Origin of the sequence: Devosia sp. UYZn731 (assembly GCF_040546795.1) — a bacterium.
Classification (GTDB): Bacteria; Pseudomonadota; Alphaproteobacteria; order Rhizobiales; family Devosiaceae; genus Devosia.
Genome location: NZ_JBEPOL010000001.1, coordinates 899,036 through 920,060 on the forward strand (window position 1 = coordinate 899,036; position 21,025 = coordinate 920,060).

Annotated in this window: 21 protein-coding genes; 9 read left to right on the forward strand and 12 right to left on the reverse strand. The window is 63.3% G+C overall.

Going from position 1 to position 21,025, the window contains the following annotated elements; all coding sequences use genetic code 11:
• Window positions 1-2: 2 nt before the first annotated feature.
• The 5 genes from ABIB57_RS04220 to ABIB57_RS04240 form a co-directional block, all read right to left on the reverse strand.
• On the reverse strand, window positions 3-554 hold the full coding sequence (locus tag ABIB57_RS04220; protein ID WP_354038762.1) for a LemA family protein: 552 nt from the start codon (window positions 552-554) through the stop codon (window positions 3-5).
• Between the two features lie 252 nt (window positions 555-806).
• Window positions 807-1,733 (reverse strand): glycine--tRNA ligase subunit alpha, encoded by a 927-nt coding sequence (locus tag ABIB57_RS04225; protein ID WP_354038680.1) that lies wholly within the window; start codon window positions 1,731-1,733, stop codon window positions 807-809.
• Between the two features lie 69 nt (window positions 1,734-1,802).
• A complete protein-coding gene (locus tag ABIB57_RS04230) occupies window positions 1,803-2,030 on the reverse strand; it encodes a hypothetical protein (RefSeq protein WP_354038682.1) in 228 nt (75 codons plus the stop codon).
• Entirely contained in the window at window positions 2,031-2,876 is an 846-nt protein-coding gene (locus ABIB57_RS04235) for a S49 family peptidase (RefSeq protein WP_354038683.1), read from the reverse strand. It abuts the gene before it with no gap.
• Between the two features lie 48 nt (window positions 2,877-2,924).
• The gene (locus tag ABIB57_RS04240) at window positions 2,925-3,632 is read right to left on the reverse strand and encodes a tRNA1(Val) (adenine(37)-N6)-methyltransferase (protein WP_354038684.1); all 708 of its coding nucleotides are present in this window, start codon (window positions 3,630-3,632) and stop codon (window positions 2,925-2,927) included.
• A 252-nt stretch (window positions 3,633-3,884) separates the two neighbouring features.
• On the opposite strand from ABIB57_RS04240, the gene ABIB57_RS04245 reads away from it, so the two are divergent.
• Complete coding sequence (locus ABIB57_RS04245; protein ID WP_354038764.1) at window positions 3,885-4,820, forward strand: polyprenyl synthetase family protein; 936 nt, start codon at window positions 3,885-3,887, stop codon at window positions 4,818-4,820.
• 161 nt (window positions 4,821-4,981) lie between these two features.
• On the opposite strand, the gene ABIB57_RS04250 is transcribed toward ABIB57_RS04245, so the two are convergent.
• On the reverse strand, window positions 4,982-5,851 hold the full coding sequence (locus tag ABIB57_RS04250) for a 4-(cytidine 5'-diphospho)-2-C-methyl-D-erythritol kinase (protein ID WP_354038685.1): 870 nt from the start codon (window positions 5,849-5,851) through the stop codon (window positions 4,982-4,984).
• 7 nt (window positions 5,852-5,858) lie between these two features.
• Window positions 5,859-7,580: a tetratricopeptide repeat protein gene (locus ABIB57_RS04255; RefSeq protein WP_354038686.1), complete on the reverse strand. Its 1,722-nt coding sequence runs from the start codon at window positions 7,578-7,580 to the stop codon at window positions 5,859-5,861.
• Window positions 7,581-7,745: 165 nt separating this feature from the next.
• On the opposite strand from ABIB57_RS04255, the gene ABIB57_RS04260 reads away from it, so the two are divergent.
• From ABIB57_RS04260 to moaB, 3 genes are all read left to right on the forward strand, one after another.
• Complete coding sequence (locus ABIB57_RS04260) at window positions 7,746-8,573, forward strand: uracil-DNA glycosylase (RefSeq protein ID WP_354038687.1); 828 nt, start codon at window positions 7,746-7,748, stop codon at window positions 8,571-8,573.
• A gap of 135 nt (window positions 8,574-8,708) precedes the next feature.
• Window positions 8,709-10,010, forward strand: a complete 1,302-nt coding sequence (locus tag ABIB57_RS04265) for an MFS transporter (protein WP_354038689.1) — start codon at window positions 8,709-8,711, stop codon at window positions 10,008-10,010.
• A complete protein-coding gene (moaB, locus tag ABIB57_RS04270; protein WP_354038690.1) occupies window positions 9,988-10,524 on the forward strand; it encodes a molybdenum cofactor biosynthesis protein B in 537 nt (178 codons plus the stop codon). Before ABIB57_RS04265 ends, moaB begins: the two co-directional genes overlap by 23 nt.
• Window positions 10,525-10,527: 3 nt before the next feature.
• On the opposite strand, the gene ABIB57_RS04275 is transcribed toward moaB, so the two are convergent.
• Window positions 10,528-11,820 carry an MFS transporter gene (locus ABIB57_RS04275; RefSeq protein ID WP_354038691.1) on the reverse strand — a complete coding sequence of 431 codons (1,293 nt, stop codon included), beginning with the start codon at window positions 11,818-11,820 and terminating at the stop codon, window positions 10,528-10,530.
• Between the two features lie 69 nt (window positions 11,821-11,889).
• A complete protein-coding gene (locus ABIB57_RS04280; protein WP_354038692.1) occupies window positions 11,890-12,288 on the reverse strand; it encodes a MarR family winged helix-turn-helix transcriptional regulator in 399 nt (132 codons plus the stop codon).
• A gap of 496 nt (window positions 12,289-12,784) precedes the next feature.
• Here ABIB57_RS04280 and ABIB57_RS04285 point away from each other — a divergent pair, with 496 nt between their 5' ends.
• Window positions 12,785-14,437, forward strand: coding sequence for a cation:proton antiporter (locus tag ABIB57_RS04285; protein ID WP_354038693.1), 1,653 nt, complete (start codon window positions 12,785-12,787; stop codon window positions 14,435-14,437).
• Window positions 14,438-14,629: 192 nt separating this feature from the next.
• Window positions 14,630-14,848, forward strand: a complete 219-nt coding sequence (infA, locus tag ABIB57_RS04290) for a translation initiation factor IF-1 (protein WP_299729566.1) — start codon at window positions 14,630-14,632, stop codon at window positions 14,846-14,848.
• Window positions 14,849-15,183: 335 nt separating this feature from the next.
• Here infA and ABIB57_RS04295 read toward each other — a convergent pair whose 3' ends face one another.
• Window positions 15,184-16,662 (reverse strand): DHA2 family efflux MFS transporter permease subunit, encoded by a 1,479-nt coding sequence (locus ABIB57_RS04295; protein WP_354038694.1) that lies wholly within the window; start codon window positions 16,660-16,662, stop codon window positions 15,184-15,186.
• A 439-nt stretch (window positions 16,663-17,101) separates the two neighbouring features.
• On the opposite strand from ABIB57_RS04295, the gene ABIB57_RS04300 reads away from it, so the two are divergent.
• Complete coding sequence (locus ABIB57_RS04300) at window positions 17,102-18,250, forward strand: PA0069 family radical SAM protein (RefSeq protein ID WP_354038695.1); 1,149 nt, start codon at window positions 17,102-17,104, stop codon at window positions 18,248-18,250.
• Between the two features lie 187 nt (window positions 18,251-18,437).
• Here the strand turns inward: ABIB57_RS04300 and ABIB57_RS04305 are convergent, their stop codons facing one another.
• Entirely contained in the window at window positions 18,438-19,115 is a 678-nt protein-coding gene (locus ABIB57_RS04305; protein ID WP_354038696.1) for an HAD family hydrolase, read from the reverse strand.
• Between the two features lie 129 nt (window positions 19,116-19,244).
• A complete protein-coding gene (locus tag ABIB57_RS04310; protein WP_354038697.1) occupies window positions 19,245-19,835 on the reverse strand; it encodes a hypothetical protein in 591 nt (196 codons plus the stop codon).
• 102 nt (window positions 19,836-19,937) lie between these two features.
• Here ABIB57_RS04310 and ABIB57_RS04315 point away from each other — a divergent pair, with 102 nt between their 5' ends.
• Both ABIB57_RS04315 and rnhB read left to right on the forward strand, forming a co-directional pair.
• A complete protein-coding gene (locus tag ABIB57_RS04315; protein WP_354038698.1) occupies window positions 19,938-20,288 on the forward strand; it encodes a DUF4180 domain-containing protein in 351 nt (116 codons plus the stop codon).
• A gap of 30 nt (window positions 20,289-20,318) precedes the next feature.
• Window positions 20,319-20,993: a ribonuclease HII gene (gene rnhB, locus ABIB57_RS04320; RefSeq protein WP_354038699.1), complete on the forward strand. Its 675-nt coding sequence runs from the start codon at window positions 20,319-20,321 to the stop codon at window positions 20,991-20,993.
• The last annotated feature ends 32 nt before the right edge of the window (window positions 20,994-21,025 follow it).

The following is a 21,025-nucleotide window of genomic DNA, read 5'->3' on the forward strand; positions in this document are numbered from 1 at the left end:
CGTCAGAACTTGACGGTCGGGACGGCGCGATCGGCAGGGTTTTCCAGCTCGAAATACTCAGCCTTCTCGAACTTGAAATTGTTGGCGATCAGGTTGGAGGGGAAGCTCTCCACCGTGGTGTTCAGGTTGCGCACAGCGCCATTGTAGTAGCGGCGCGAGAGCTGGATTTCGTCTTCGATGGTCTGCAGCGCCTGCTGGAATTCCAGGAAATTGGTGCTGGCCTTGAGATCCGGATAGGCCTCCGCCACGGCGATCAGGCGGCCCAGCGCGCCGGACAGAGCGCCTTCGGCCTTGGCACGTTCCTCAGGGCTGGCATTGGCGGCGCTCTGTGCATTGGTGCGGGCATCGGTCACCGCCTGCAGGGTATCGCGCTCGTGGCTCATGTAGCCTTTGACGGCTTCCATCAGGTTGGGGATCAGGTCGGTGCGGCGCTTGAGCTGCACATCGATGCCCGACCAGCCCTCCTGCACCAACTGCCGGTTTTTGACCAGGCTGTTGTAGATGGAGATCGCATAGACGACCGCGACGACGACGACAGCGAGAATAATCCAGATGGCCATAAGCGCCTCCAAAGCGAGGCGGAAATCCGCCCCAATGCCCCGGCGGGACATTGGCATTGCGGCGATTACAGAGCAACGGGGATTTAGTGCTGTACTGCTTCCCTCTCCCCTGCGGGAGAAGGTGCCCGAAAGGCGGATGAGGGTAAGCGATGTCGCCGCGCCAGGAATTTGCGGCCCCCTCACCTTGACCTTCCGCTGAACGCGTCGGGTCGGCCCCTCTCCCGCAAGGGGCGATGGGAAGAGGTGCTAGCCCTCCGCGCCGCCGCCGGCCGTCTCCAGCCAAGCGGCGCCGCAGGCTTTGGCGAGGTCGCGGATGCGCAAGATGTAGCTCTGGCGCTCGGTGACTGAGATCACGCCGCGGGCATCGAGCAGGTTGAAGTTGTGTGCAGCCTTGAGCACCTGTTCATAGGCCGGAATAGCCATGGTCTGACGATTTCCATTAGTGCCTAATTGCAGGACGGAGCGGCATTCGTTCTCCGCGTCGGCGAAATGGCGAAATAGCATATCGGTATCGGCGGCTTCGAAATTGTACTTGCTCGATTCCTGCTCGTTCTGAAGGAACACATCGGCGTAACTAACCTTGTCCTCGCCGCTGCCGCCATTGAAGTTGAGCTCCATGATGGAGTCGACATTCTGCAGATAGCAGGCCAGACGCTCCAAGCCGTAGGTTAACTCGCCGGCTACGGGATTGCATTCGAAGCCGGCCACCTGCTGGAAATAGGTGAACTGGCTAACTTCCATGCCGTCGCACCACACTTCCCAGCCTAGGCCCCAAGCGCCGAGCGTCGGGTTTTCCCAATCGTCCTCGACAAATCGCAGATCGTGCAGCGCCGGATCGATGCCCACCGCGTAGAGAGACTTGAGATAGAGCTCCTGCATATCGGCTGGCGACGGCTTGAGGATGACCTGGAACTGATAATAGTGCTGCAGACGGTTGGGGTTTTCGCCGTAGCGTCCATCTTTGGGGCGGCGGCTGGGCTGAACATAGGCAGCCTTCCACGGCTTGGGGCCGAGCGCACGCAGCACTGTAGCGGTATGCGACGTACCGGCGCCCATCTGCATGTCATAGGGCTGCAGGATGACACAACCCTGCTCCGCCCAGAATTGCTGCAGCGTCAGGATGAGGCCCTGGAACGAGTTCCGTGGGTCCATATAGGAGGGGCGATCGGTCATGGGTCAGGTCCGGCTGAATAACGGCCGGAACCTAGTGGCGCGGGCGGAACCGGTCAATCGGCATTGTGCCTAGCGCTTGTCGTCCCCCGGCCGAAACGTGCCATCCTTGTCGCGCTTGAGATCGATGACGCCGGGCTCGGCGCGTTCGCGCAGGTCACGTTCCCGGCGGACGCGGCGGGCGTCCTCGTCTTCCTTCTTGAAGGTGCCGGTCCAGTCGCGCCAGATCTTGCGAATGCCGAGATAGATGATCAGCGCGATGCCGATATAGATGGCGAGGCGGAGGAAAATGTAGGTCATCTAGAGTCCCAACCGCGCCCAGACGGCGCGGTCCTCGATGCTGGCGGAGAGGTCACCCACCAGACTCTCGGCGGAAAAACCGAAGCGGGGGAAATTGATCAGGCCGCGCTTGGGGGCAATGGGCTTGAGCACGATATCCGTGCCGTAGCGGCTGCGCAGCACTTCGTGCACGTCGCCGATGGCGTCGATCAGGCCAAGATCTAGACCACGAACGCCAGTCCACCATTCGCCGGTGAACAGCGCATCGTCGGCGCCCTTGAGCTTACTGCCCCGGCGCGATTTGACGTGATCGATGAACACCTGGTGGATGTCGAGTTCGAAGGTCTTGATGCGCTCGACGTCCTCGGCTTTTTCCGGCTGGAAGGGATCGAGGGTGGATTTGTTGCGGCCGGCGGTATGCACGCGGCGCTCGATGCCGAGTTTGCCGATGGCGTCGACAAAGCCGAACCCGGCCATGATAACGCCGATCGAGCCGACGATGGAGGATGGATCGGCGAAGATTTCGTCGCCCGCCACGGCGATGAAATAGCCGCCGGATGCCGCAGCGTCCTCGACGAAGACCAGCACCGGCTTGTTGTGCTCGTTGGCGAGGTCGCGGATGCGCTTGGAGATCAGGCGCGACTGCACCGGCGAGCCGCCGGGGGAATTGACGATGATGGCCACGGCGGGCGCCGACTTGATGGCAAAGGCGCGGGCCAGCAGCGGGGCCACATTGGCAATATTGAGCCGGCCCTGGCGCTGGTCGGCGGCGATCACGCCCTGCAGGCGAATGACGGGAATGACGGTCTTGTCGCGCCCGAGCAGGCGCTTAAACCAGTTGCCCCGTTTTGCCGGTGTCTGCGCCATGCCCGCTCCGATGTTGTTGGCGCCAGATTTAGGGGGCATTGGTGCCAATTACCAGACGAGCTGGGCGGTCCCACGCAGAATTGCGTCGAATTGGGGGGCAAAGGCGCGGCCTTCTGCATCGTGCAGTGCGCGGGTGGCCAACATGGTCAGGGGTGCGCGGGAGCCCTTGATGGCGCGTAGCAGCACCCGGGTTACCGGCGCGTCGGCGCGGGGGCTGAGCGGCAATATGGTGATGGCGCCGAAGCGGGCGGCGAAGGCCGATAGCAGCGGCGACAGCGATTCGACAGGATAGATGAAGATGATTTCGGCCCCGGCGGCAGCGGCACCGGCCGCGGTTTTCACCCAGAGGTCGAGGTTTTCCGCCCCCATATGGCGCGCATCGGCGCGGGCGCCGTCGTGGGCCCGCGTGCCGCCGGCACTGTCGAAGAAGGGCGGATTGGCGATGACGCTGGTATAGGCGTTTTCGCGCAGGCCGGCAGCGAGGCGGGCGGCGCCCTTCCCCGCGACATCGGCCTCGATCACCGTGGTGCGCGCAGCGAAATGGTTTTCCTCCGCATTGAGCCTGGCCAAAGCCAGGATGTCGGAATTTTGATCGACCAGGGAGGCGGCCAAAGCCGGGTTGTGCGCCAGCGCCACCAGCCCCGCCGTGCCGACACCGCAGCCGAGGTCGAGCAATGCGGTGCTATCGGGGGCAATGGCGGCGCCGAGCAGGACGCTGTCCAGTCCGGCGCGAAAGCCATGGCGCGGCTGCGACACAGTGATCCTGCCGCCCAAAAAGGCATCGCGCGTCAGCGTTTGGTGTTTTACAAAGTCTTTTGGCTGGTCTAGGGACATCGCATCCGAATGGCCGGTTTGGCGCCAGTTTACATGCCTGGGCACGCGGTGCTCAACCAGAATTGCCGAATGCGGTCAAACGAGGATGATGTGCCGGTGTCAGTGGCGACGCAAACAAAACAGGCTCCCAGCGCCAACGCGATCGAGCGCCTGCTGACGGCGACCTCCGCTGATATGGCCAAGGTCAATGCGCTGATCCTGGAGCGCGCCGATTCCCATGTTGAAATGGTGCCCGAGCTGGCGCGCTATCTGATCGAGAGTGGCGGCAAGCGGCTGCGCCCGATGCTGACCGTGGCAGCCGCGAGCCTGTTCGGTGGCGGCGTGGGCAGCGCGATCAAGTTCGCGGCGGCCGTTGAATTCATGCACAACGCGACCCTGCTGCATGACGACGTGGTGGACGAAAGCGACATGCGCCGAGGCAAGCCCGCGGCGCGGATGATCTGGGGCAACCAGGCCAGCGTGCTGGTGGGCGATTTCCTGTTGGGCCAGGCCTTCATGATGATGGTCGAGACCAGCGATATCGCGGCGCTTGGCGTGCTGGCGGCAGCGGCCGCGGCGATGGCCGAGGGGGAAGTATTCCAACTGGCCAAGACCGGCGACCTTGCGACCACGCCCGAGGATTATGCCGAAGTGATCCGCGCCAAGACGGCGACGCTGTTCGAGGCGGCCTGCGAAGTGGGTGCCATGGCGGGCGGTGCCGACGATGCCGGCCGGCTGGCGCTCAAGGCCTATGGGCTGGAGCTGGGCAATGCGTTCCAGCTGGTTGACGATGTGCTGGATTATCGCGGCGAAAGCGGCGCCATGGGCAAGAATACCGGCGACGACCTGCGCGAAGGCAAGATGACACTGCCGGTGATCCTGGCGCTGGCTGAAGGCACGCCGGCCGAACAGGCGCTGATTTCGTCGGCGCTGGGCGACGCGGAGGCCAGCGAGGCGCAGGTGCGCGACGTGGTCACGATCATGGGGCGCTATAATACGCTGACGCGGACGCTCGACCGGGCCGATGCCCATGCGCGGGCTGCCATGGATGCGCTGGCGAAATTGCCTGGTTCAGAAATGAAGACGCTGCTGGCCGAAGTGGTCGAATTCAGCGTGCGCCGGGCTTACTAGCCAAACGCGATATCGCGGCTCCATCGTCCCCTCCCCCTCGAGGGGAAGGCCAGGGCGGGGGTTGCTCAGGTCGAACCCCGAAGCCCTGTTTTCCAAAGTCCCGGTCTGCGGAAATTTCCCCCCTCAAAGGGGGAGGAGGGCCGGATCGTGGCTCTCGGACGCTACGGCACCATGATCGGCGCTGCCGCCACCCAATATTCCGGATGTGCCCGCCGCAGCTCCTGAGCGGCCTGGTGGGCCTGCCCGCTCGACCCAAACAACCCAAACACTGTCGCCCCTGAACCAGACATTCGGGCCAAGATGCAGCCTTGGGTTTGCCCGAGCAGCTCGATCAGGTCACCGATCACCGGCACGATCTTGACCGCTGGCGGCTGCAGGTCATTGCGGGTTTCGGCCAGCCAGATGCCAAGTTGAGCTGGACGGGTGAGTGGTGACGGTAAAGCGGGCAGCGGATAATTGTCATGGGCGCGCAGGCGCCGGAAGATATCGGCAGTGGCGACCGGCACCAGCGGATTGACCAGCACGATATGCAGCGTGGGGAATTCGGGGAGTGGCGCCAGGATTTCGCCGACGCCGCGCGCCACCAACGGCACCGAGAGCAGGCAGGCCGGCACATCGGCGCCCAGGCGCAAGGCCAGGGCCGAGAGTTCGAGTAAAGGGATCGCCACGGTCGACAGGCCCGCCATCAGCCGCAGGGCAGCGGCGGCGTCGGCGGAACCCCCGCCAATGCCGGCCGCGACCGGCAGGTTCTTGCGCAGCGTCATAGCCAGCGGCTGCTCGACAGCGCCGGGCCATTGTGCACGGAAGGCTGCGACCGCGCGGGTGATCAGGTTATCGCCATTGCCCAGCGCCTTGGCGAAGGGGCCGGTGATAACCAGAGTATCGGCCCTGGCCGGCATAGCTTCAAGGTCATCGGCCACGTCGGCGAAGACCACGAGGCTTTCGAGGTCGTGATAGCCGTCCTCGCGCCGCCTTGTAACATGCAGCGCGAGATTGACCTTGGCGGGTGCTGCCTGGACGCTCAGCGACACCACGCAGCTAGGGCGTAGCGTCGGCGGTCAGGCCATTGGCCAGCTTGGAGACGGTGCGTTTCTTGACATCGCCGATGGTGTCGACCGAGGCCGCGATCTTCCACTGGAACTTGGCTTCGAGCTCGCGGCCGGCTTTCCAATAGGCGTCGCCCAGATGATCGTTGATCTCCGGATCGTTGGGCAGCAATTGCACCGCCTGCTCAAGCGTGGTCACGGCTTCGTCGGTGCGGCCGAGCTTGTAGAAGGCCCAGCCTAGCGAATCGACGATGTAGCCGTCCTGCGGCACAGCGGCGACGGCCTTCTGGATCATCTCCAGCGCCTGGTCGTAGTGCATGTCCTTGTCGATCCAGCTATAGCCGAGATAGTTCAGCACCTGCGGCTGATCGGGATTGAGCTTGAGCGCCTCGAGGAAATCGGCTTCGGCCTTGGGCCAGACGCCGGCGCGCTCATAGGCAATGCCACGCACGTAATAGAAGCGCCAATCGGACGGGCTTTGCCCACCGCTGATTGCCAGGGCCTTGGTATAGGCGTCGGCGGCCGCGGGATATTGCTCGTCGTAGCGCAACAGATCGCCCATTACGGAAACCGCGTCGAGGTCATTGGGGCGGGTGGCCACGATATTGCCGAGGCGACGCAGGGCCTCGGGACGATCGCCCATGGTGTCGAGGTTCTGCGCGATGCGCACGACGGCGGTCGGCTTCATCGGCGAGGTGGCAGGGACACCATCATAGATGGCATTGGCGGCTTCGTTCTGGCCTGCCTGATCGAGCAGTTGCCCGAGCGCCAGCGAAATCACGTCGGCCTGCGGATCGAGGTAGAGCGCGAGGCGCAGGAATACGATCGACAGATCCATGCTGCCATCGCGCGACAACGCCACGCCGATGCCATGATACATTTCGGCGGCGCCGACCTGCACGCTGGACGCGAAGACGCCCGGCTTCTTGCCGGCATCGATCATATTCTTGACGATGGTGACGATGGGGTGGTTTAGGCCCTGGGCCTCGAACTTGGCGATGGCTTCCTTGGCCTGGTCGAAATGGCCTGCATTGGCGAGAATGCGGGCATAGACTTCAACGACGCGGGCGACATTGGGCTCCGCGTCGAAGGCCTGCCCCGCCAGATCGATGGCCTTGTCGGTATCGCCGGCGGCTTCCGCCATCAAAGCGCGGTGGAACAGCAGGAAGTCTTCAAGACCACCCTGCCCCAGCTTGTCGAGTTCGGACTCGGCGTCCTTGGCCTTGTTATCGCCCACCATGGCCCAGGCGCGCAGGATGCCGCCGGTAATGGCGGTGAAGCTGTCCTGCCCGATGTCGGACAGGGCGGATTCGGCGGCCGGATAGCGGCGCTCCTTGAGCGCCTCGGTGGCGACGACCAGTTCCGCAAGTTCATTTTTGGGATCGAGTTCGAGCAGATGCTTGGCGGTCGCGGCAGCCTGGCCAATCTGGCCATCGGCGGCAAAGCCGATAAAGGCGCGCTCGACCAGGATCGGGTTATTCCAATCGGCCTGCGCGGCTTGCATGAAATAGCTGGCGGCTTCCTTGGTACGCAGTTCCTTGAGCGCCTGTTGACCCGCCAGATAGCTGCCGGTTTCGCTGGGGCTGAGCATGTTGAGCATGTTCATCGCCTGCTGCGGCAGCGGGCTTTGCTGCGCGAGGACCGGCGCCGCAAGACTGCCCAGAGCCAGCGCCAGAACAGCGGGGCGCGTGAGACGGTTGAAAAGCTTGGTCACGAGGCTCAGTTCTCCCTTGGCCGGTGCAGGCCGGTTTTCGCGCAAACAGTGTCGATTTTGCGGCTGCCGCGCAAGCTCGGCGCATCACGCAGGCAGTCACATTGTGCTGTTGTGGCAGTCCACCGCATCTGGCAGGCCGTCCAGTGCTGTGACATAAGTCGGCCCATGGCTCAAGATCGACCGCTCAATCCCAGCGAATTGCTGTCGGTGCTCGACTGGTATCGGGCTGCCGGAGTGGACGTTGCGGTGGGCGAGGAGCCCGTCAACCGGTTCGCCCAACGCCCGCCAGTGCGACCCGCCGAAGTGGCTGCGGCAGCGACAGAATCGCGACCGGCGCCGCAGGGTCTTGCCGAGGCCGCGCCGGCTGCGCCAGCTTCTTTCGTTACCGATCCGGGCGAAGCTCGCGGGCTGGCGGCGACGGCGCAAAGCCTCGTTGAACTCGAAGCCATTGTGGGCGCCTATGACGGCTGCGGTCTGAAACTGCGCGCCACGCAATTGTGTTTCGCCGACGGCAATCCACAAGCGCAAATCATGTTGATCGGCGAAGCGCCGGGCGCCGAAGAGGACCGCCAGGGCAAGCCCTTCGTCGGTAAATCAGGGCAATTGCTGGACCGCATGCTGGCCGCCATCGGGCTCGACCGCACCAAGGTCTATATCGCCAATACAGTGCCGTGGCGGCCACCGGGCAATCGCACCCCGACGCCGGAGGAGCTGGCGATCTGCCTGCCCTTCCTGCATCGGCAGGTGGAATTGGTGGCGCCCAAGGTAATCCTGACGCTGGGCGGCCCGGCTATGCAGACGGTGTTCAATACCACCATCGGCATTCTCAAGATGCGTGGGCGCTGGAGCGAATTGACGGTGGGCACTCATGGCGTCGAGGCCATGCCGACGCTGCATCCAGCCTATCTGTTGCGCAACCCAGCCGCCAAGCAGCAGGCATGGCGCGATATGCTGAGCCTGAAGCAGAAGATCGACGCGCTGGGGATCGCGTAAGCACTGCGCTCACCGATTAGTCGTTGCCGATGCAAACAAATTCGCATCCCGCCGCACTTTTGCCGTGCGAAACAATGACACCGGGATATGGTCACCATCGCGTGATGATTTGAAATCCCCCAGCCGGAAGCGTCCATGTCCTCCGTAATCAAGATTTATGCCCTGTTCCTGGGCTCCGCCCTGCTGATGTTCGGTGGTGGGCTGCAGGGACTGTTGCTCTCGGTACGCGGAGCCGAGGAAGGGTTTTCACTGCTGTCGCTGGGCCTGATCGGCACTGGCTGGTCGGTCGGCTTCGTCGCCGGCTCGATCTGCGTGCCGCTGATCGTGCGCAAGGTCGGCCATATTCGGGCGTTTTCGGTGATGGCGGCGATCGGCACGGTCACCATCCTACTCAACTTGATGATGATTCACGACTGGAGCTGGATCGTGCTGCGTGCGCTCAGCGGCTTCTGCTTTGCCGGCGCGGCGATGATCGTGGAAAGCTGGCTCAACGAAGTTGCCGACAACAAGAGCCGCGGCACGGTGTTCTCGATCTATGTCACCATCAACATGGCCGCTTCAACCATGGGCCAGATCGCCATGTCGATGACCGGCACTGCCGGCTATATCCCCTTCGTGCTCGGCGCTATCAGCTTCATCTGCGCCGTGCTGCCCACCGCGCTGACTTCGAGCCCGCAACCGCGCCCGCTGGCCTCGGCGCGGCTCGATGTGCGGCTGCTGTACAAGACTTCGCCGGTGGCCGCGATCGCGGCATTTTCGGTGGGCATGGCCAATGGTTCGTTCGGCACGCTGGCGCCAGTTTATGGCTATGAGCAGGGGCTGGATGCCAGCGGCATCGCGTTCCTGTTCGCGCTGGCGGCCATTTTGGGCGCCGTGGCGCAAATCCCGTTCGGGCGGCTGAGCGACCGGATCGACCGCCGCATCGTGCTGATCGGGCTTTCGGGATCGGCGGCGGTGATCGGAGCGCTGACCGTCATCATCAATCCTTCCGCGGGCTGGATGATGTACGTATTGTTCGCGCTCTATGGCTTCTGCGCAAATCCGATTTACGCCGTCGCGGTTGCCCATGCCAACGACTTTGCCAAGGACGGGGAATTCGCCAAGATCGCCGGCGGCATGCTGCTGATCCTGGGCGTGGGGCTGGCGATTGGCCCTGCCGTGGCATCGTTCATCATGGGCGCTTTTGCGCCGGTGGGGCTGTTCATCGTTACGGCCGCCTTCCACGGCGCTTTGGCGGTTACGGCGTTCCTGCGCATGCGGGTGCGCAGCGCGCCGGTGGCGGCCAACCGCGCGCCGTTCCAGCCCATGGGCAATGACAAGCAGGTGACCCCGGAATCGGTTGCGCTCGACCCCCGGGCTGATAGTGAAGACATCCCGCCAAACGATGCGGAAACCGAGGAAGCGGAGAGAAGCGATGTTCAAGTCAGCCCGGTTTGAAGACCGCAATTTCGTTCCGCTGACGATCGCCGTTATCGCTGTTTCGGATACGCGGACGCTGGAAACCGATACCGGCGGGGCCCTGCTGAAGTCCTTGCTGGAGGCCGACGGGCACAAATGTGCCGACAGGGTTGTGGTGCGTGACGATATCCAGTTGATCCGCGCGGCGGTGCAGAATTTTGTCGCCGATCCCAAGGTGGATGTGATCCTGACCACCGGGGGAACCGGTTTTTCCGGCCGCGATGTCACCCCCGAAGCCATCGAGCCCCTGTTCGACAAGCGGATGGAGGGGTTTTCGGTGCTGTTCCACCAATATTCGGGCACCACGGTGGGCACCAGCTCGATCCAGTCGCGCGCCACGGCGGGGCTGATCGGCACCACCTTCGTCTTCACCTTGCCCGGCTCCCGCGGCGCTTGCCGCGATGCCTGGGAAGGCATTTTGACCCACCAGCTCGATTATCGGCATAAGCCGTGCAACTTCGTCGAGCTGATGCCCCGACTGGACGAGCGCTAGGCTTCAGGCCATCTGCAGCCGAGCCTTGAAGGATGCCGGGCGCTCCACGGTCAAAATGAGCAAAGCCGCGAGTACGCAGAGAGCGCCGGCGATGAAGACGGCGGGCATGTAGCTATCGAACTGGGTGCGCGAGGCTCCGGCGAAGAAGGCCGAGCTGGCGGCGCCAAGCTGGTGGCCGGCGAACACCCAGCCAAACACCAGGCCCGCCTTTTCCGGGCCGAAGCGTTCGGCAGCCAGCTTGACCGTGGGCGGGACGGTGGCGACCCAATCGAGGCCGTAGAAAACGCCGAACAGCGCTAGCGCTTCGAGCGAGAAGCCGCTGAATGGCAGGTAAAGCAGCGACAGGCCGCGCAGGAAATAGAACCAGAACAGCAGCCAGCGATTGTCGAAGCGATCGGAGAGCCAGCCGGCGCTGATGGTGCCGGCGAAATCGAAAATGCCGATGACGGCGAGAATGCCGGCGGCGCCGACGGCGGCGATGCCGAAATCACCGCAGATCGAAATCCAGTGGGTCTGGATCAGGCCATTGGTGGAAAAGCCGCAGACGAAGAAGGTCAGGAACAGCACCCAGAACACCGAGGTCTTGGCGGCGTCGCGCAGGGCGGCGATGGGTGAGGTGAGCAGTGACAGCATGTTGCCGCGCGGTGGGGCTGGGACGATGGCGATGCTGCCATAGGGGGCGAGGCCGAGATCGGCGGGACGGTCGCGCATCAGAACGAGGACGGCGAGCATGGCGACCAACAGGATGCCGACGACGAGCGTGAGCGCGGTGCGCCAGCCGATCTGCTCGGTGAGCGCTGCGATCAGCGGCAGGAAGACCAGTTGGCCGGTGGCATTGCTGGCAGTCATCATGCCGACGACGAGGCCGCGACGCTTGTCGAACCAGCGGGTGGCGACGGTGGCGCCGAGCACTAGGGCAGTCATGCCGGTGCCGACACCGACGACCACGCCCCAGAGCAGGACGAGCTGCCAGACCTGGGTCATGACGAAGGAGGCCAGAATACCGCCTGAGATCAAGATCAATGCGGTGACCACCACTTTGCGGATGCCGAAGCGATTCATGAAGGCGGCAGCGAAAGGCCCGAGCAGGCCGAACAGCACCAGGCGGATGGCGAAAGCGGTGGAGATTTCGGTGGTGCTCCAGCCAAACTCCTTTTGCAGCGGCTCGATCAGCACGCCGGCTGAGCCCATGGCAGCGGCGGTGGCGAGCATGACGAGGAACGTCGTGCCGGCGGCGACCCAACCGTAATGGATGCCCCGGGCCGCGAGGAAGGCGGCGAGACGATTGGAAATCATGGCTGGCATCCTGCGGGTAAAGTCATGTGGCGTCCATCTTCGGGTATATACCCGCTTGTGGGTGAAAAATCAGAGTTCGGCCAGCAGTTGTTCGAGCTGGGCGACTTTATCGGCACCCAGCCTGGTATTGATCTGCTCTTGCGCCCGCTCCCAGAGCGGGATGGCGGTGGTCAGTACCCCCTGCCCTGTTTCGCTGAGCTCGACGGTGGCTTCGCGATGGTCCTTGCCGGTGACCGCCTGGGTCAGGCCGATCCGCTCCAACACCTTAACGTTGCGACCGATGGTGGAGCGATCAAGCTCCATGGCGGCGCCAAGATCCGTCAGAGAAACCGGTGCCATACGACGGATTTTCTTGAGCAGACTATATTGCGCCAGGTTGATGCCGACAGGCCCCAGCGCATCGTCATAGACCGTGGTCATGCGGCGCGAGGCTTTACGGACGGCGATGCAGAGGCAAGTTTGATCCATGGATGCGGGTATATGCCCGTGTCCGCATGTTGGCAAGGGGAGAAACCAACTCGCCGCTTTGCACTCTTGCCTGTGAGCCCCGATCTGCCTCCCTCCCCCTTGTGGGGAGGGATTGAGGGTGGGGGTACTTCCCGCCAGCGCCGTGCCCGTTGATAGCTCCCCCACCCGACCCCTGCGGGGCCACCCTCCCCACAAGGGGGAGGGAGAAGAAGGGCTTGGGGAATAGCAGAATCCGAATCTAACTCGCGGCTTCGTACCCCTGCTTGAGAGCCCCGATCTGCCTCCCTCCCCCTTGTGGGGAGGGATTGAGGGTGGGGGTTCTTCCCGCCAGCGCCGTGCCCGTTGATAGCTCCCCCACCCGACCCCTACGGGGCCCCCCTCCCCACAATGGGGAGAGAGAAGAAAGCGCGGCGGTGATCCGCGCGATATCAAAACCGCTTTGTCCGTTGCCATTTCTGGGTTAGCCGATGATCACACTCGGCGGTGGAGACGGCACATGGGCGCATCCCAAATCCTGATCGTGATGATGGCGGCGATCGGGCTGACGATCTTTGCCGAGCGCAAGGGGTATCAAGCCGCGCTGTTCCTCGCGATCGTGGGCATTGCGGTGTCCTTCGTGCCGGGCGTACCGCGCACCGAGCTTGAGCCCGAGATCATCCTCGGGCTGGTGCTGCCGCCATTGCTGTTTTCGGCGGCGGTGAATTTCTCGTTCTTCAGCTTCATGAAGCGGATCGGCTCGATCCTCAATATGGGCGTGGCGCTGATTTTGGTGAGCACGGTGGCGGTGGGCGCACTGCTGGGGTGGCTGTATCCCGTGATGTCGCTGCCGGCGGCGCTGATTTTGGGCGCGGTGATCGCGCCGATCGATGCGGTCAGCGCCGTGGCGATCGGCGCCAAGCTTAAATTGCCCAATCGGCTGATGACCGTGCTCAAGGGCGAAAGCCTGATCAACGACGCGGCGGCACTGGCGCTGTTCAGCGCAGCGGTAGCCGGGGCGACTGGCGAGAAAATGCCCATCGACAATGCGGCGCTGTATTTCCTGTTCGCGGCGGGCGTGGGCGCCATTTTGGGCGTGGTAATGGGCGGGTTTGTGCACGAAGTGCGCCGGCGCCTGGGCAATCCGACCTTGGTCACCGCAATAACGGTCATCACCCCGTTCGCCGCCTATATGGTGGCGGAAGAGCTGGCGGCATCGGGCGTGATGGCGGTGGTGTTTGCCGGCCTGTCGCTGGGGCACAATTCGTCGGACCTCAAGTTCGACGGCCGCATCCAGCAGCGTGAATTTCTCAGCGTGGTCGATGCGCTGCTCGAAGCATTCGTCTTTGCCTATATGGGCCTGCAGTTCCGCTTCGTCGTCGAAGAAGCCATCGAGCATGGCTATAGCCTAGGCACGCTGGCGGGACTATCGGCGTTGACGCTGGTGGCGGTGATCCTGGTGCGGGTGATCTGGGTGATGTTCAGCGCAGTGCTGTCGAAGTGGAGCCATCCGCGCCGTAAAGAAGGGTTCGAGCGGCGCCTGGCCAGCATCCATGCGAAGCCGACCAGGCGCGGTCGACAGCCGCGCAGCCGGGATGCCAAACTGGCCGAGCCGCTGGGCTGGCGCGAAAATCTGGTGCTGTCCTGGTCGGGCATGCGCGGCGTGGTGACTTTGGCGGCGGCGGCCGGTACGCCGCTCATTCTGCCGGAGCGCGACCTGATCGTCACCATCGCGTTTGCGGTGGCTCTGGGAACGCTGATCCTGCAGGGGTTGAGCCTGCCCTGGCTGATCAAGGCGCTCGGCATCACCAATGATGGAGACATCGCCTATCGCAAGGAGCAGGTGGCGCTGGCGCGATCGGCAACGCAGAAGGCCTCGGTGCAAAAGCTGGAGGAAATCCGTGACGCCCAGCAGGATGAAGCGGGGATCGCGTTCAGCGATCGCATGCTGGCCAATGTGAAACGCGACTTCAGCGTCAGTCCGGCAGGCCGGGGCGCCAATGACAGCGTTGGCCGCGAGAAGATGATGGTGATTGTCGGCGAGATGCAGGCGGCGCGTCGTGGCGCCCTGCTGGCGGAGCGCGATGCCGAACGGCTGGACGATGAAATTGTGCGCGAAATGCTCGAGGATATTGACCTCGAACAAGCAGTCATCGCGCGGCGCAGCGAATAGATAGCTGCATTGCGAGCCGAGAACCGGCAAGTGGTTCACAAAGCAGGTGAACTACACTATATAAGGCTTATCAGATTATTCTGCCTGTCGACGCCTCTGGGGAAACCCGGTTGCCAGACGTGATGATCCCAACATACCCGAACCCGCCCGGCGTCTGCCGAGGCCCTGCTTCGGGGCTACTCAGGAGCCTACATGGCCAAAGAAGACGTGCTCGAATTTCCGGGCGTTGTTACCGAATTGCTGCCCAATGCGACCTTTCGGGTCAAATTGGAGAATGACCACGTGATTATTGCCCACACTGCCGGCAAGCTGCGCAAGAACCGCATCCGCGTGCTGGCCGGCGACAAGGTGTTGTGCGAAATGACGCCGTACGACCTGACCAAGGGTCGCCTTACTTACCGCTTCCGCTAGAATCAGGCAGTCGCGCCGGTCAGCTCGACCGGCGCTGGGCCAACTGGCCTGGGCAATGCCGAGGCGGCGGCGCGCTTCGGTGGCGATTTCGTCATTGAGATAGGCGTGGCCGCCAATGCCCCAGCCGCCATCGGGCGCCTCCACGATCTGTACCCAGACATGCTCCTTTGGCGTCGCATTCCCGGATGCGGCGACGATGATGTCGGTCATCTCGCGGGTCATACCCAGCTTGTGCGGCGGCCGGGATGGAGGGTGCGATGATCCTGTGCCGGGCCGAGGGGAACGTCGCCCCCCTCGATGGTGTTGCCGCTGAATTGTTGCGGCTGCTCTGACGCCTAGTGGCCGTGGGCCATGCCCGGCGCGCCGCCGGCGGGCTTGCGGATGAAGAAGGCCGCAACCACTGCAAGCAGCGAGATAATGGCGCCGCAGAGGAACGCCGCCTTGATGCCGCCGGTCGTGGCGGTCAGCATATCGGCGCCGCCGGCAGACAAGCGCGCCGACTGCAGCGTGAGGATGGCGACGAACAGAGCCGTGCCGGCAGCGCCAGCGACTTGCTGGGTGGTGCCGATCACCGCGCTACCATGCGAATAAAGGTTCGGCGGCAGCGAGCCGAGGCTAACGGTGAACAGCGGCGTAAACATCAGAGCAAGCCCGACACTAAGCCCCAGGTGAGCGATCAGCAGCGCCCAGAATGGCGTATCGACCTGAATGAAGGTGAGGCTCCACAAGGCGGCACTGGTCAGGATGGCGCCGGGAATGACCAGCGGCACCGGGCCGTATTTGTCGAACAGGCTGCCCACCGTTGGCGCGCAGAGGCCCATGATCAAACCGCCAGGCAGCAGCAGTAGGCCGGTCTGGAGCGTCGTTAGGCCAAGCACGTTCTGCAGATAGATCGGCAGCAGGATGAAGGCGCCGAACATCGCCATCATCAGGATGGACATCATGGCCGCCGAGATGGTGAAGGCCGGGATGGCGAGCGTGCGCAGATCGAGCAGTGCACGATCTTGCTTCTGCAACTGCAACTGACGCAGCACGAAGACCACGATGGCCACGACGCCCACGGCGAGCGGAATGTAGGGCGAGACGAGCGGCGCATGGATCGCCGCTTCGCCCAGACCGCTGAGGCCATAGACCAGGCCGCCGAAGCCGATGGCAGAGAGAATAATCGACACTATATCGATCGGCGCATTGGTGGGCGTGGTGACGTTCTTGATGCGCGAGGCACCCAGCGCCAGGGCGCCAAGAGCGATCGGCAGCACCAGGATGAACATCCAGCGCCATTCGAGCACCGACAGGATCAGCCCGGAAATGGTCGGCCCGATAGCGGGGGCGACCGAGATGACGATGGAGATATTGCCCATGGTCTTGCCGCGCGATTCGGGCGGCACCAGGTTCATCACCGTGGTCATCAGCAGCGGCATCATGATGGCGGTGCCGGAAGCCTGCACGATGCGGCCGATGACGAGCACGCCAAAACCGGGCGCCAGCGCCGAAATCAGCGTACCAGCGGAAAACAGCGACATGGCGAGAATGAACACCGGCCGCGTATTGAGCCGCTGCAACAGGAAGCCGGTGATCGGGATGACCACGGCCATGGTCAGCATGAATGCGGTGGTGAGCCACTGCGCAGCGCTGGCCGTGATATCGAGATCGGCCATGAGGTGCGGCAGGGCCACGCCCATGATGGTCTCGTTGAGGATCACCACGAAGGCCGAGACCAGCAGCAGGCCGATCACCAGCTTGTTGCGGGCGCTATGGTCCTCGGCTGGGGCAGCAGCCTCGAAATCGGCCAAGGTTGGAGCGTCGGTGGTCATGGGCTTTCCCTTCATACGAGCGGTATCGCCATAAAGACGAATGACTTCGGTTCACTTCGACACGGTGGTGCAACAAATCCACGACAGCGTGTGTCAGCAGGCCGAGTTTAATAGTTAAGCGAATTGTTTAGTAATCCGCCCTCCCCCGAGGGTCAATACTAAATCGACTGCTTAAGAATAAATCGCCTTCCGGCAGCAGGGTTCGGAAGGGTTGGCTGGTTTAGGCCGATGACCTTATCCTGTCCAGCCACCGCGGCGCAGTCCTGCCTTGCGATGGTGGAACTGAAACGGCATTGAAGGGCGGCCCCGCGATGACCATCTCATGGGCAGCGGGAGTGTGCCCCGTAAAATCTGTTCTTGTTATGTTCTTATGCAACCCCTATGTTCGGGGGACGTTGAATTCACGATTCGACTGTGGTTTCGCCGGCAGGAGAACAGCATGGCCCTTTATCAGGCCCCGTCTTTCGAAGCATTGGAAAAGCTCAGCCGCAGCCGCGACGCCGATCTCGCGCGGCGCGAACTGGTGGACCCGAGCCGCAATCGCGGCCGGGGCGCGCAGTCCAATCGTAGCGGCCGTTTCGAGAAGCAAAGCCGCGAAGGGTTCGACGATGGCTGGAACAGCGTCGAGCCGCTGCCCATTTTCGAGACCATTGAACATCTCGAACGCGCCAAGACCATCATCACGTCGAACGACAGCCCCGATATCGGCTTCGATCGGTCGATCAACGCCTATCGCGGTTGCGAGCATGGTTGCTCCTACTGCTTCGCGCGGCCGACGCATGCCTATCTGGGTCATTCGGCGGGGATCGAATTCGAGCGCGATATCTATGTGAAGACCAATGCGGTGGAGGCGCTGCGGGCCGAACTGTCAGCCAAGAGCTACAAGGTCAAGCGCATCGCCATGGGCACCAATACCGACCCGTACCAGCCGGCAGAGCGCAAGCACAAGCTGACGCGTGGCATTCTGGAAGTGATGCTGGAAACCAAGCATCCGGTGAGCATTGTCACCAAATCGGCGCTGATCGTGCGCGATCTCGACCTGTTGACCGAATTGGCCAAACTGCGGCTGGTCAAGGTGGGCATTTCGATGACCTCCATGGATCACAAGCTCAGCCGCAAGATGGAACCGCGTGCGTCGTCCCCCGCCCGGCGGCTGGAAGCGATCCGGCTGCTCAGCGAAGCGGGTGTGCCGGTTTCGGTGCTGGCGGCGCCGATGATCCCGGCGATCAACGACATGGAGCTGGAGCGCATTCTCGACGCGGCGGCGGCGCAGGGCGCCAAGGGCGCCGGCATGGTGCTGTTGCGCCTGCCCGGCGAAGTACGCGACATTTTCCGCGAATGGCTGCTGCGCCATTTCCCCGACCGGGTGCGCCACGTGCTGTCGCTGGTGCGCGACACGCGCGGCGGCCTCGACAACGATCCGCGCTTCGGTACCCGCATGACCGGCGAAGGGCCCTATGCGACGCTGCTGCAGCAGCGCTTCGAAAAGGCACGCGAGCGCTATGGGCTGGACGAGAAACTGCCAGCCATCCGCACCGACCTGTTCGAGCCGCCCCGGCCCGAGGACAAGCAGATGAGCCTGTTCTAGCGCGCGTTGAGATGGCTAGCCCCGATCTGGCTCCCTCCCCCTTGTGGGGAGGGCCGGGGTGGGGGTACTCCGGTTCTCTGAATCTTGGCACTCGCGCTAAAGCACCCCCACCCTAACCCTCCCCACAAGGGGGAGGGAATTCGTTCAGGGCTGACGAATGTCAGCGACAAGCACAATGGCGGTAGCCTTAAGCGACACTCACAACACGCGTGATGAACTCCAGCACCGCGGCATCGTCATAGCGATCGGCCGAAATAGCGGCGCCGGCGGCAATCATGTCGCCATGCGCTAGGCTCGTTCGTATGCCGATGGTCTTGAGGCCCGCGGCCGTTGCCGACGCAATGCCGGTGCGGGAGTCTTCGAAGGCCACGGATACGGCGGCCGTGGCGCCAAGCAACCGCAGGCCTTCCAGATAGGGCAGCGGGTGCGGCTTGCCGTGGGCGAGTTCTTCGCCGATGACCAGAGCGCGGAACCGGTGACGGATGCCGAGGCCATCAAGGATCAGGTCCGCATTGGCGCGCGGCGCGTTGGTGACGGCCGCCATGGGCAGGCCGCTGGCATCGGCGAGGTCGAGCAGTTCGAACAAGCCCGGAACGGCATGGATTTGCGTGCGCGCCAGGTCGCGGAACAGTTGTTCCTTGCCCGCCATCACGGCGATCTGCTGGTCCGAGGCCAAATCCGGCACGAAGCGCCTGGCGATGGCTTCATTGGCCTTGCCCTGGAGTTCGAGCGCGAACCGTGCCTTGTCGAAGTGATGGCCATAAGGCTCGAATGTGCGATTGAACGCCTCGAGATGCAGCGGATCGGTATCGGCCAGCGTGCCATCAATATCGAAAAGCAATGCTGCGCCGGACCGTGGATGCATTATCGTGCCGCCTTGAGGAAATGGTCGGCGGATTGAGCCTCGCCAAGCCCAAAAGTCAATCGCCTGACGCTGCGTAAGCTGTGCCGACATTGCTGGGGTTTTATGCCCATTGGGCGGGCCGGCAATAGCTCAGTATTGGGCGACCTTGCGGGCATAGCTGGCCATGAAATCGAGCGAGGCGGTCACGCCGCGCAGGGACACCCAGACACTGCGGGTCCTTTCGTCGAGTTCGGTCAGCGGCACGGTCAATGTCGCCGCATTGCGCGTCTTCATGATGGCGATCAGGCTATCACGCCGCGTTGGGTCGGCGACGAACCACTGATTGGTGGTGTTGTAGCGGGTTTGCAGATCGATGGTGAAATCGAACAGCAGCGGGGCCTCGCCGCCAAAGGCGATCCGCAGCGGCCGCGTCGTATCGACTTCGACGGCATCGGCTGCGCCGGTGAAGGCGATATCGATTACACCGGTCAGTCGATTCAGGATCAGCGTCAGCTTCCAGGCCGGCAGGCTGGTGCTGTTGAGCTCTTCGCTGCCGGTGCTGGCGAAACAGGAGTTGCCGTAATAATCGGTGGCGTTCTCATTGATGATATCGGGACAGGCGGCCAGCCAATCCTGGTTATATTCCCGCCACTCGCCGTAGGGATGATGGAACGGTGCGGCGGCACTAGGCAGGCCCGACAAGGCAAGCAAAAGGACGACAAGGCTGATTTTCGCGATCATCGACTAACTCTATTTGCCGCCCCCCGGCGCAGTTCTGTTTACAACAGGAGGTGCAAAGAATACAGGCCGGCGTCCGGGAGTTTTCAGGAGATGGTCGTGCAAGTGTCGCAGATCAACGGTTTGCGCGCGTTGGAACTGGATGCGACGGGGCCGCGTCTCGGGAGCGAGCGCGACGCCACCGATATTCTGAGCGAAGCGTTCTCGAACGATGCAAGCGTGATCGTACTGCCTGTCGGGCGGCTTGATCCGGACTTCCTGCGGCTGCGTAGCGGGCTGGCGGGCGCGTTTATCCAGAAATTGAAGAACTATCATTGCCGCCTGGTGATCCTGGGCGATGTCAACGCTGCGGTTGCGGCCAGCACGGCGCTAGGGGACTTCGTCTATGAGACCAACAAGGCTGGTCACCACCTGTTCGCTGCCGACCGCGCGGCCATGCTCGCGGCTTTGAGTTGACTTCGCGCCGCGGGCGCGGATGCTGCGCCCATGTTGTTCGAATCAATTGAGCAGACCGAACCCGACTATACCCACGAGCTCGCGGCCCAGGCGCGCGGGGCGCGGATTGTCGCCGGTGTCGATGAGGCCGGACGCGGGCCGCTGGCCGGGCCGGTGGTGGTGTCCGCCGTGGTGCTGGACCCGAACAATATTCCGGCGGGCCTCAACGATTCCAAAAAACTGACCGAGGAGCAGCGCGAGGCGCTGTTCGAACTGATCGTGGTCAGCGGCGCTATCGTGTCGGTCGTCGTTGCGCCGCCCACGATCATCGCCAGCCGCAATATTCGGGGCGCCACGCTATGGGCGATGAGCCAGGCCGTGCGCGGACTATCGGTTGCGGCCGACCGCGCGCTGATCGATGGCCGCGATATTCCGCCCGGCCTACCCTGCGAGGGCATTGCGCTGATCGGCGGCGACGGACGCAGCGTATCGATCGCAGCGGCCTCGATCGTCGCCAAAGTGACGCGCGACCGGATGTGCCGCATCATGGACTGCGACGCGCCCCATTTCGGCTTTTCGGCGCATAAGGGCTATGGCACGCCCCAGCATTTGCGGGCGCTTACCGATCACGGCCCCTGCCGGCACCATAGGGCGGATTTCGCCCCGGTCGTGGAGGCCCGGCTGCGCCTGACGGTGGGTGCGACGATCATCGACCTGGCCTCTTAACCTCTCGCTAACCCATTCTATTCATTCCACTT

Bases quoted from the DNA above. Each gene is read 5' to 3' on its own strand.
- ABIB57_RS04245 (WP_354038764.1), top strand. From the start codon at position 3,885: ATGGCCAAGGTCAATGCGCTGATCCTGGAGCGCGCCGATTCCCATGTT.
- moaB (WP_354038690.1), top strand. From the start codon at position 9,988: ATGTTCAAGTCAGCCCGGTTTGAAGACCGCAATTTCGTTCCGCTGACG.
- ABIB57_RS04310 (WP_354038697.1), bottom strand. From the start codon at position 19,835: ATGATCGCGAAAATCAGCCTTGTCGTCCTTTTGCTTGCCTTGTCGGGC.
- rnhB (WP_354038699.1), top strand. From the start codon at position 20,319: ATGTTGTTCGAATCAATTGAGCAGACCGAACCCGACTATACCCACGAG.
- ABIB57_RS04235 (WP_354038683.1), bottom strand. From the start codon at position 2,876: ATGGCGCAGACACCGGCAAAACGGGGCAACTGGTTTAAGCGCCTGCTC.
- ABIB57_RS04280 (WP_354038692.1), bottom strand. From the start codon at position 12,288: ATGGATCAAACTTGCCTCTGCATCGCCGTCCGTAAAGCCTCGCGCCGC.
- ABIB57_RS04305 (WP_354038696.1), bottom strand. From the start codon at position 19,115: ATGCATCCACGGTCCGGCGCAGCATTGCTTTTCGATATTGATGGCACG.
- ABIB57_RS04225 (WP_354038680.1), bottom strand. From the start codon at position 1,733: ATGACCGATCGCCCCTCCTATATGGACCCACGGAACTCGTTCCAGGGC.
- ABIB57_RS04295 (WP_354038694.1), bottom strand. From the start codon at position 16,662: ATGACCACCGACGCTCCAACCTTGGCCGATTTCGAGGCTGCTGCCCCA.
- infA (WP_299729566.1), top strand. From the start codon at position 14,630: ATGGCCAAAGAAGACGTGCTCGAATTTCCGGGCGTTGTTACCGAATTG.
- ABIB57_RS04260 (WP_354038687.1), top strand. From the start codon at position 7,746: ATGGCTCAAGATCGACCGCTCAATCCCAGCGAATTGCTGTCGGTGCTC.
- ABIB57_RS04230 (WP_354038682.1), bottom strand. From the start codon at position 2,030: ATGACCTACATTTTCCTCCGCCTCGCCATCTATATCGGCATCGCGCTG.
- ABIB57_RS04275 (WP_354038691.1), bottom strand. From the start codon at position 11,820: ATGATTTCCAATCGTCTCGCCGCCTTCCTCGCGGCCCGGGGCATCCAT.
- ABIB57_RS04285 (WP_354038693.1), top strand. From the start codon at position 12,785: ATGGGCGCATCCCAAATCCTGATCGTGATGATGGCGGCGATCGGGCTG.
- ABIB57_RS04265 (WP_354038689.1), top strand. From the start codon at position 8,709: ATGTCCTCCGTAATCAAGATTTATGCCCTGTTCCTGGGCTCCGCCCTG.
- ABIB57_RS04300 (WP_354038695.1), top strand. From the start codon at position 17,102: ATGGCCCTTTATCAGGCCCCGTCTTTCGAAGCATTGGAAAAGCTCAGC.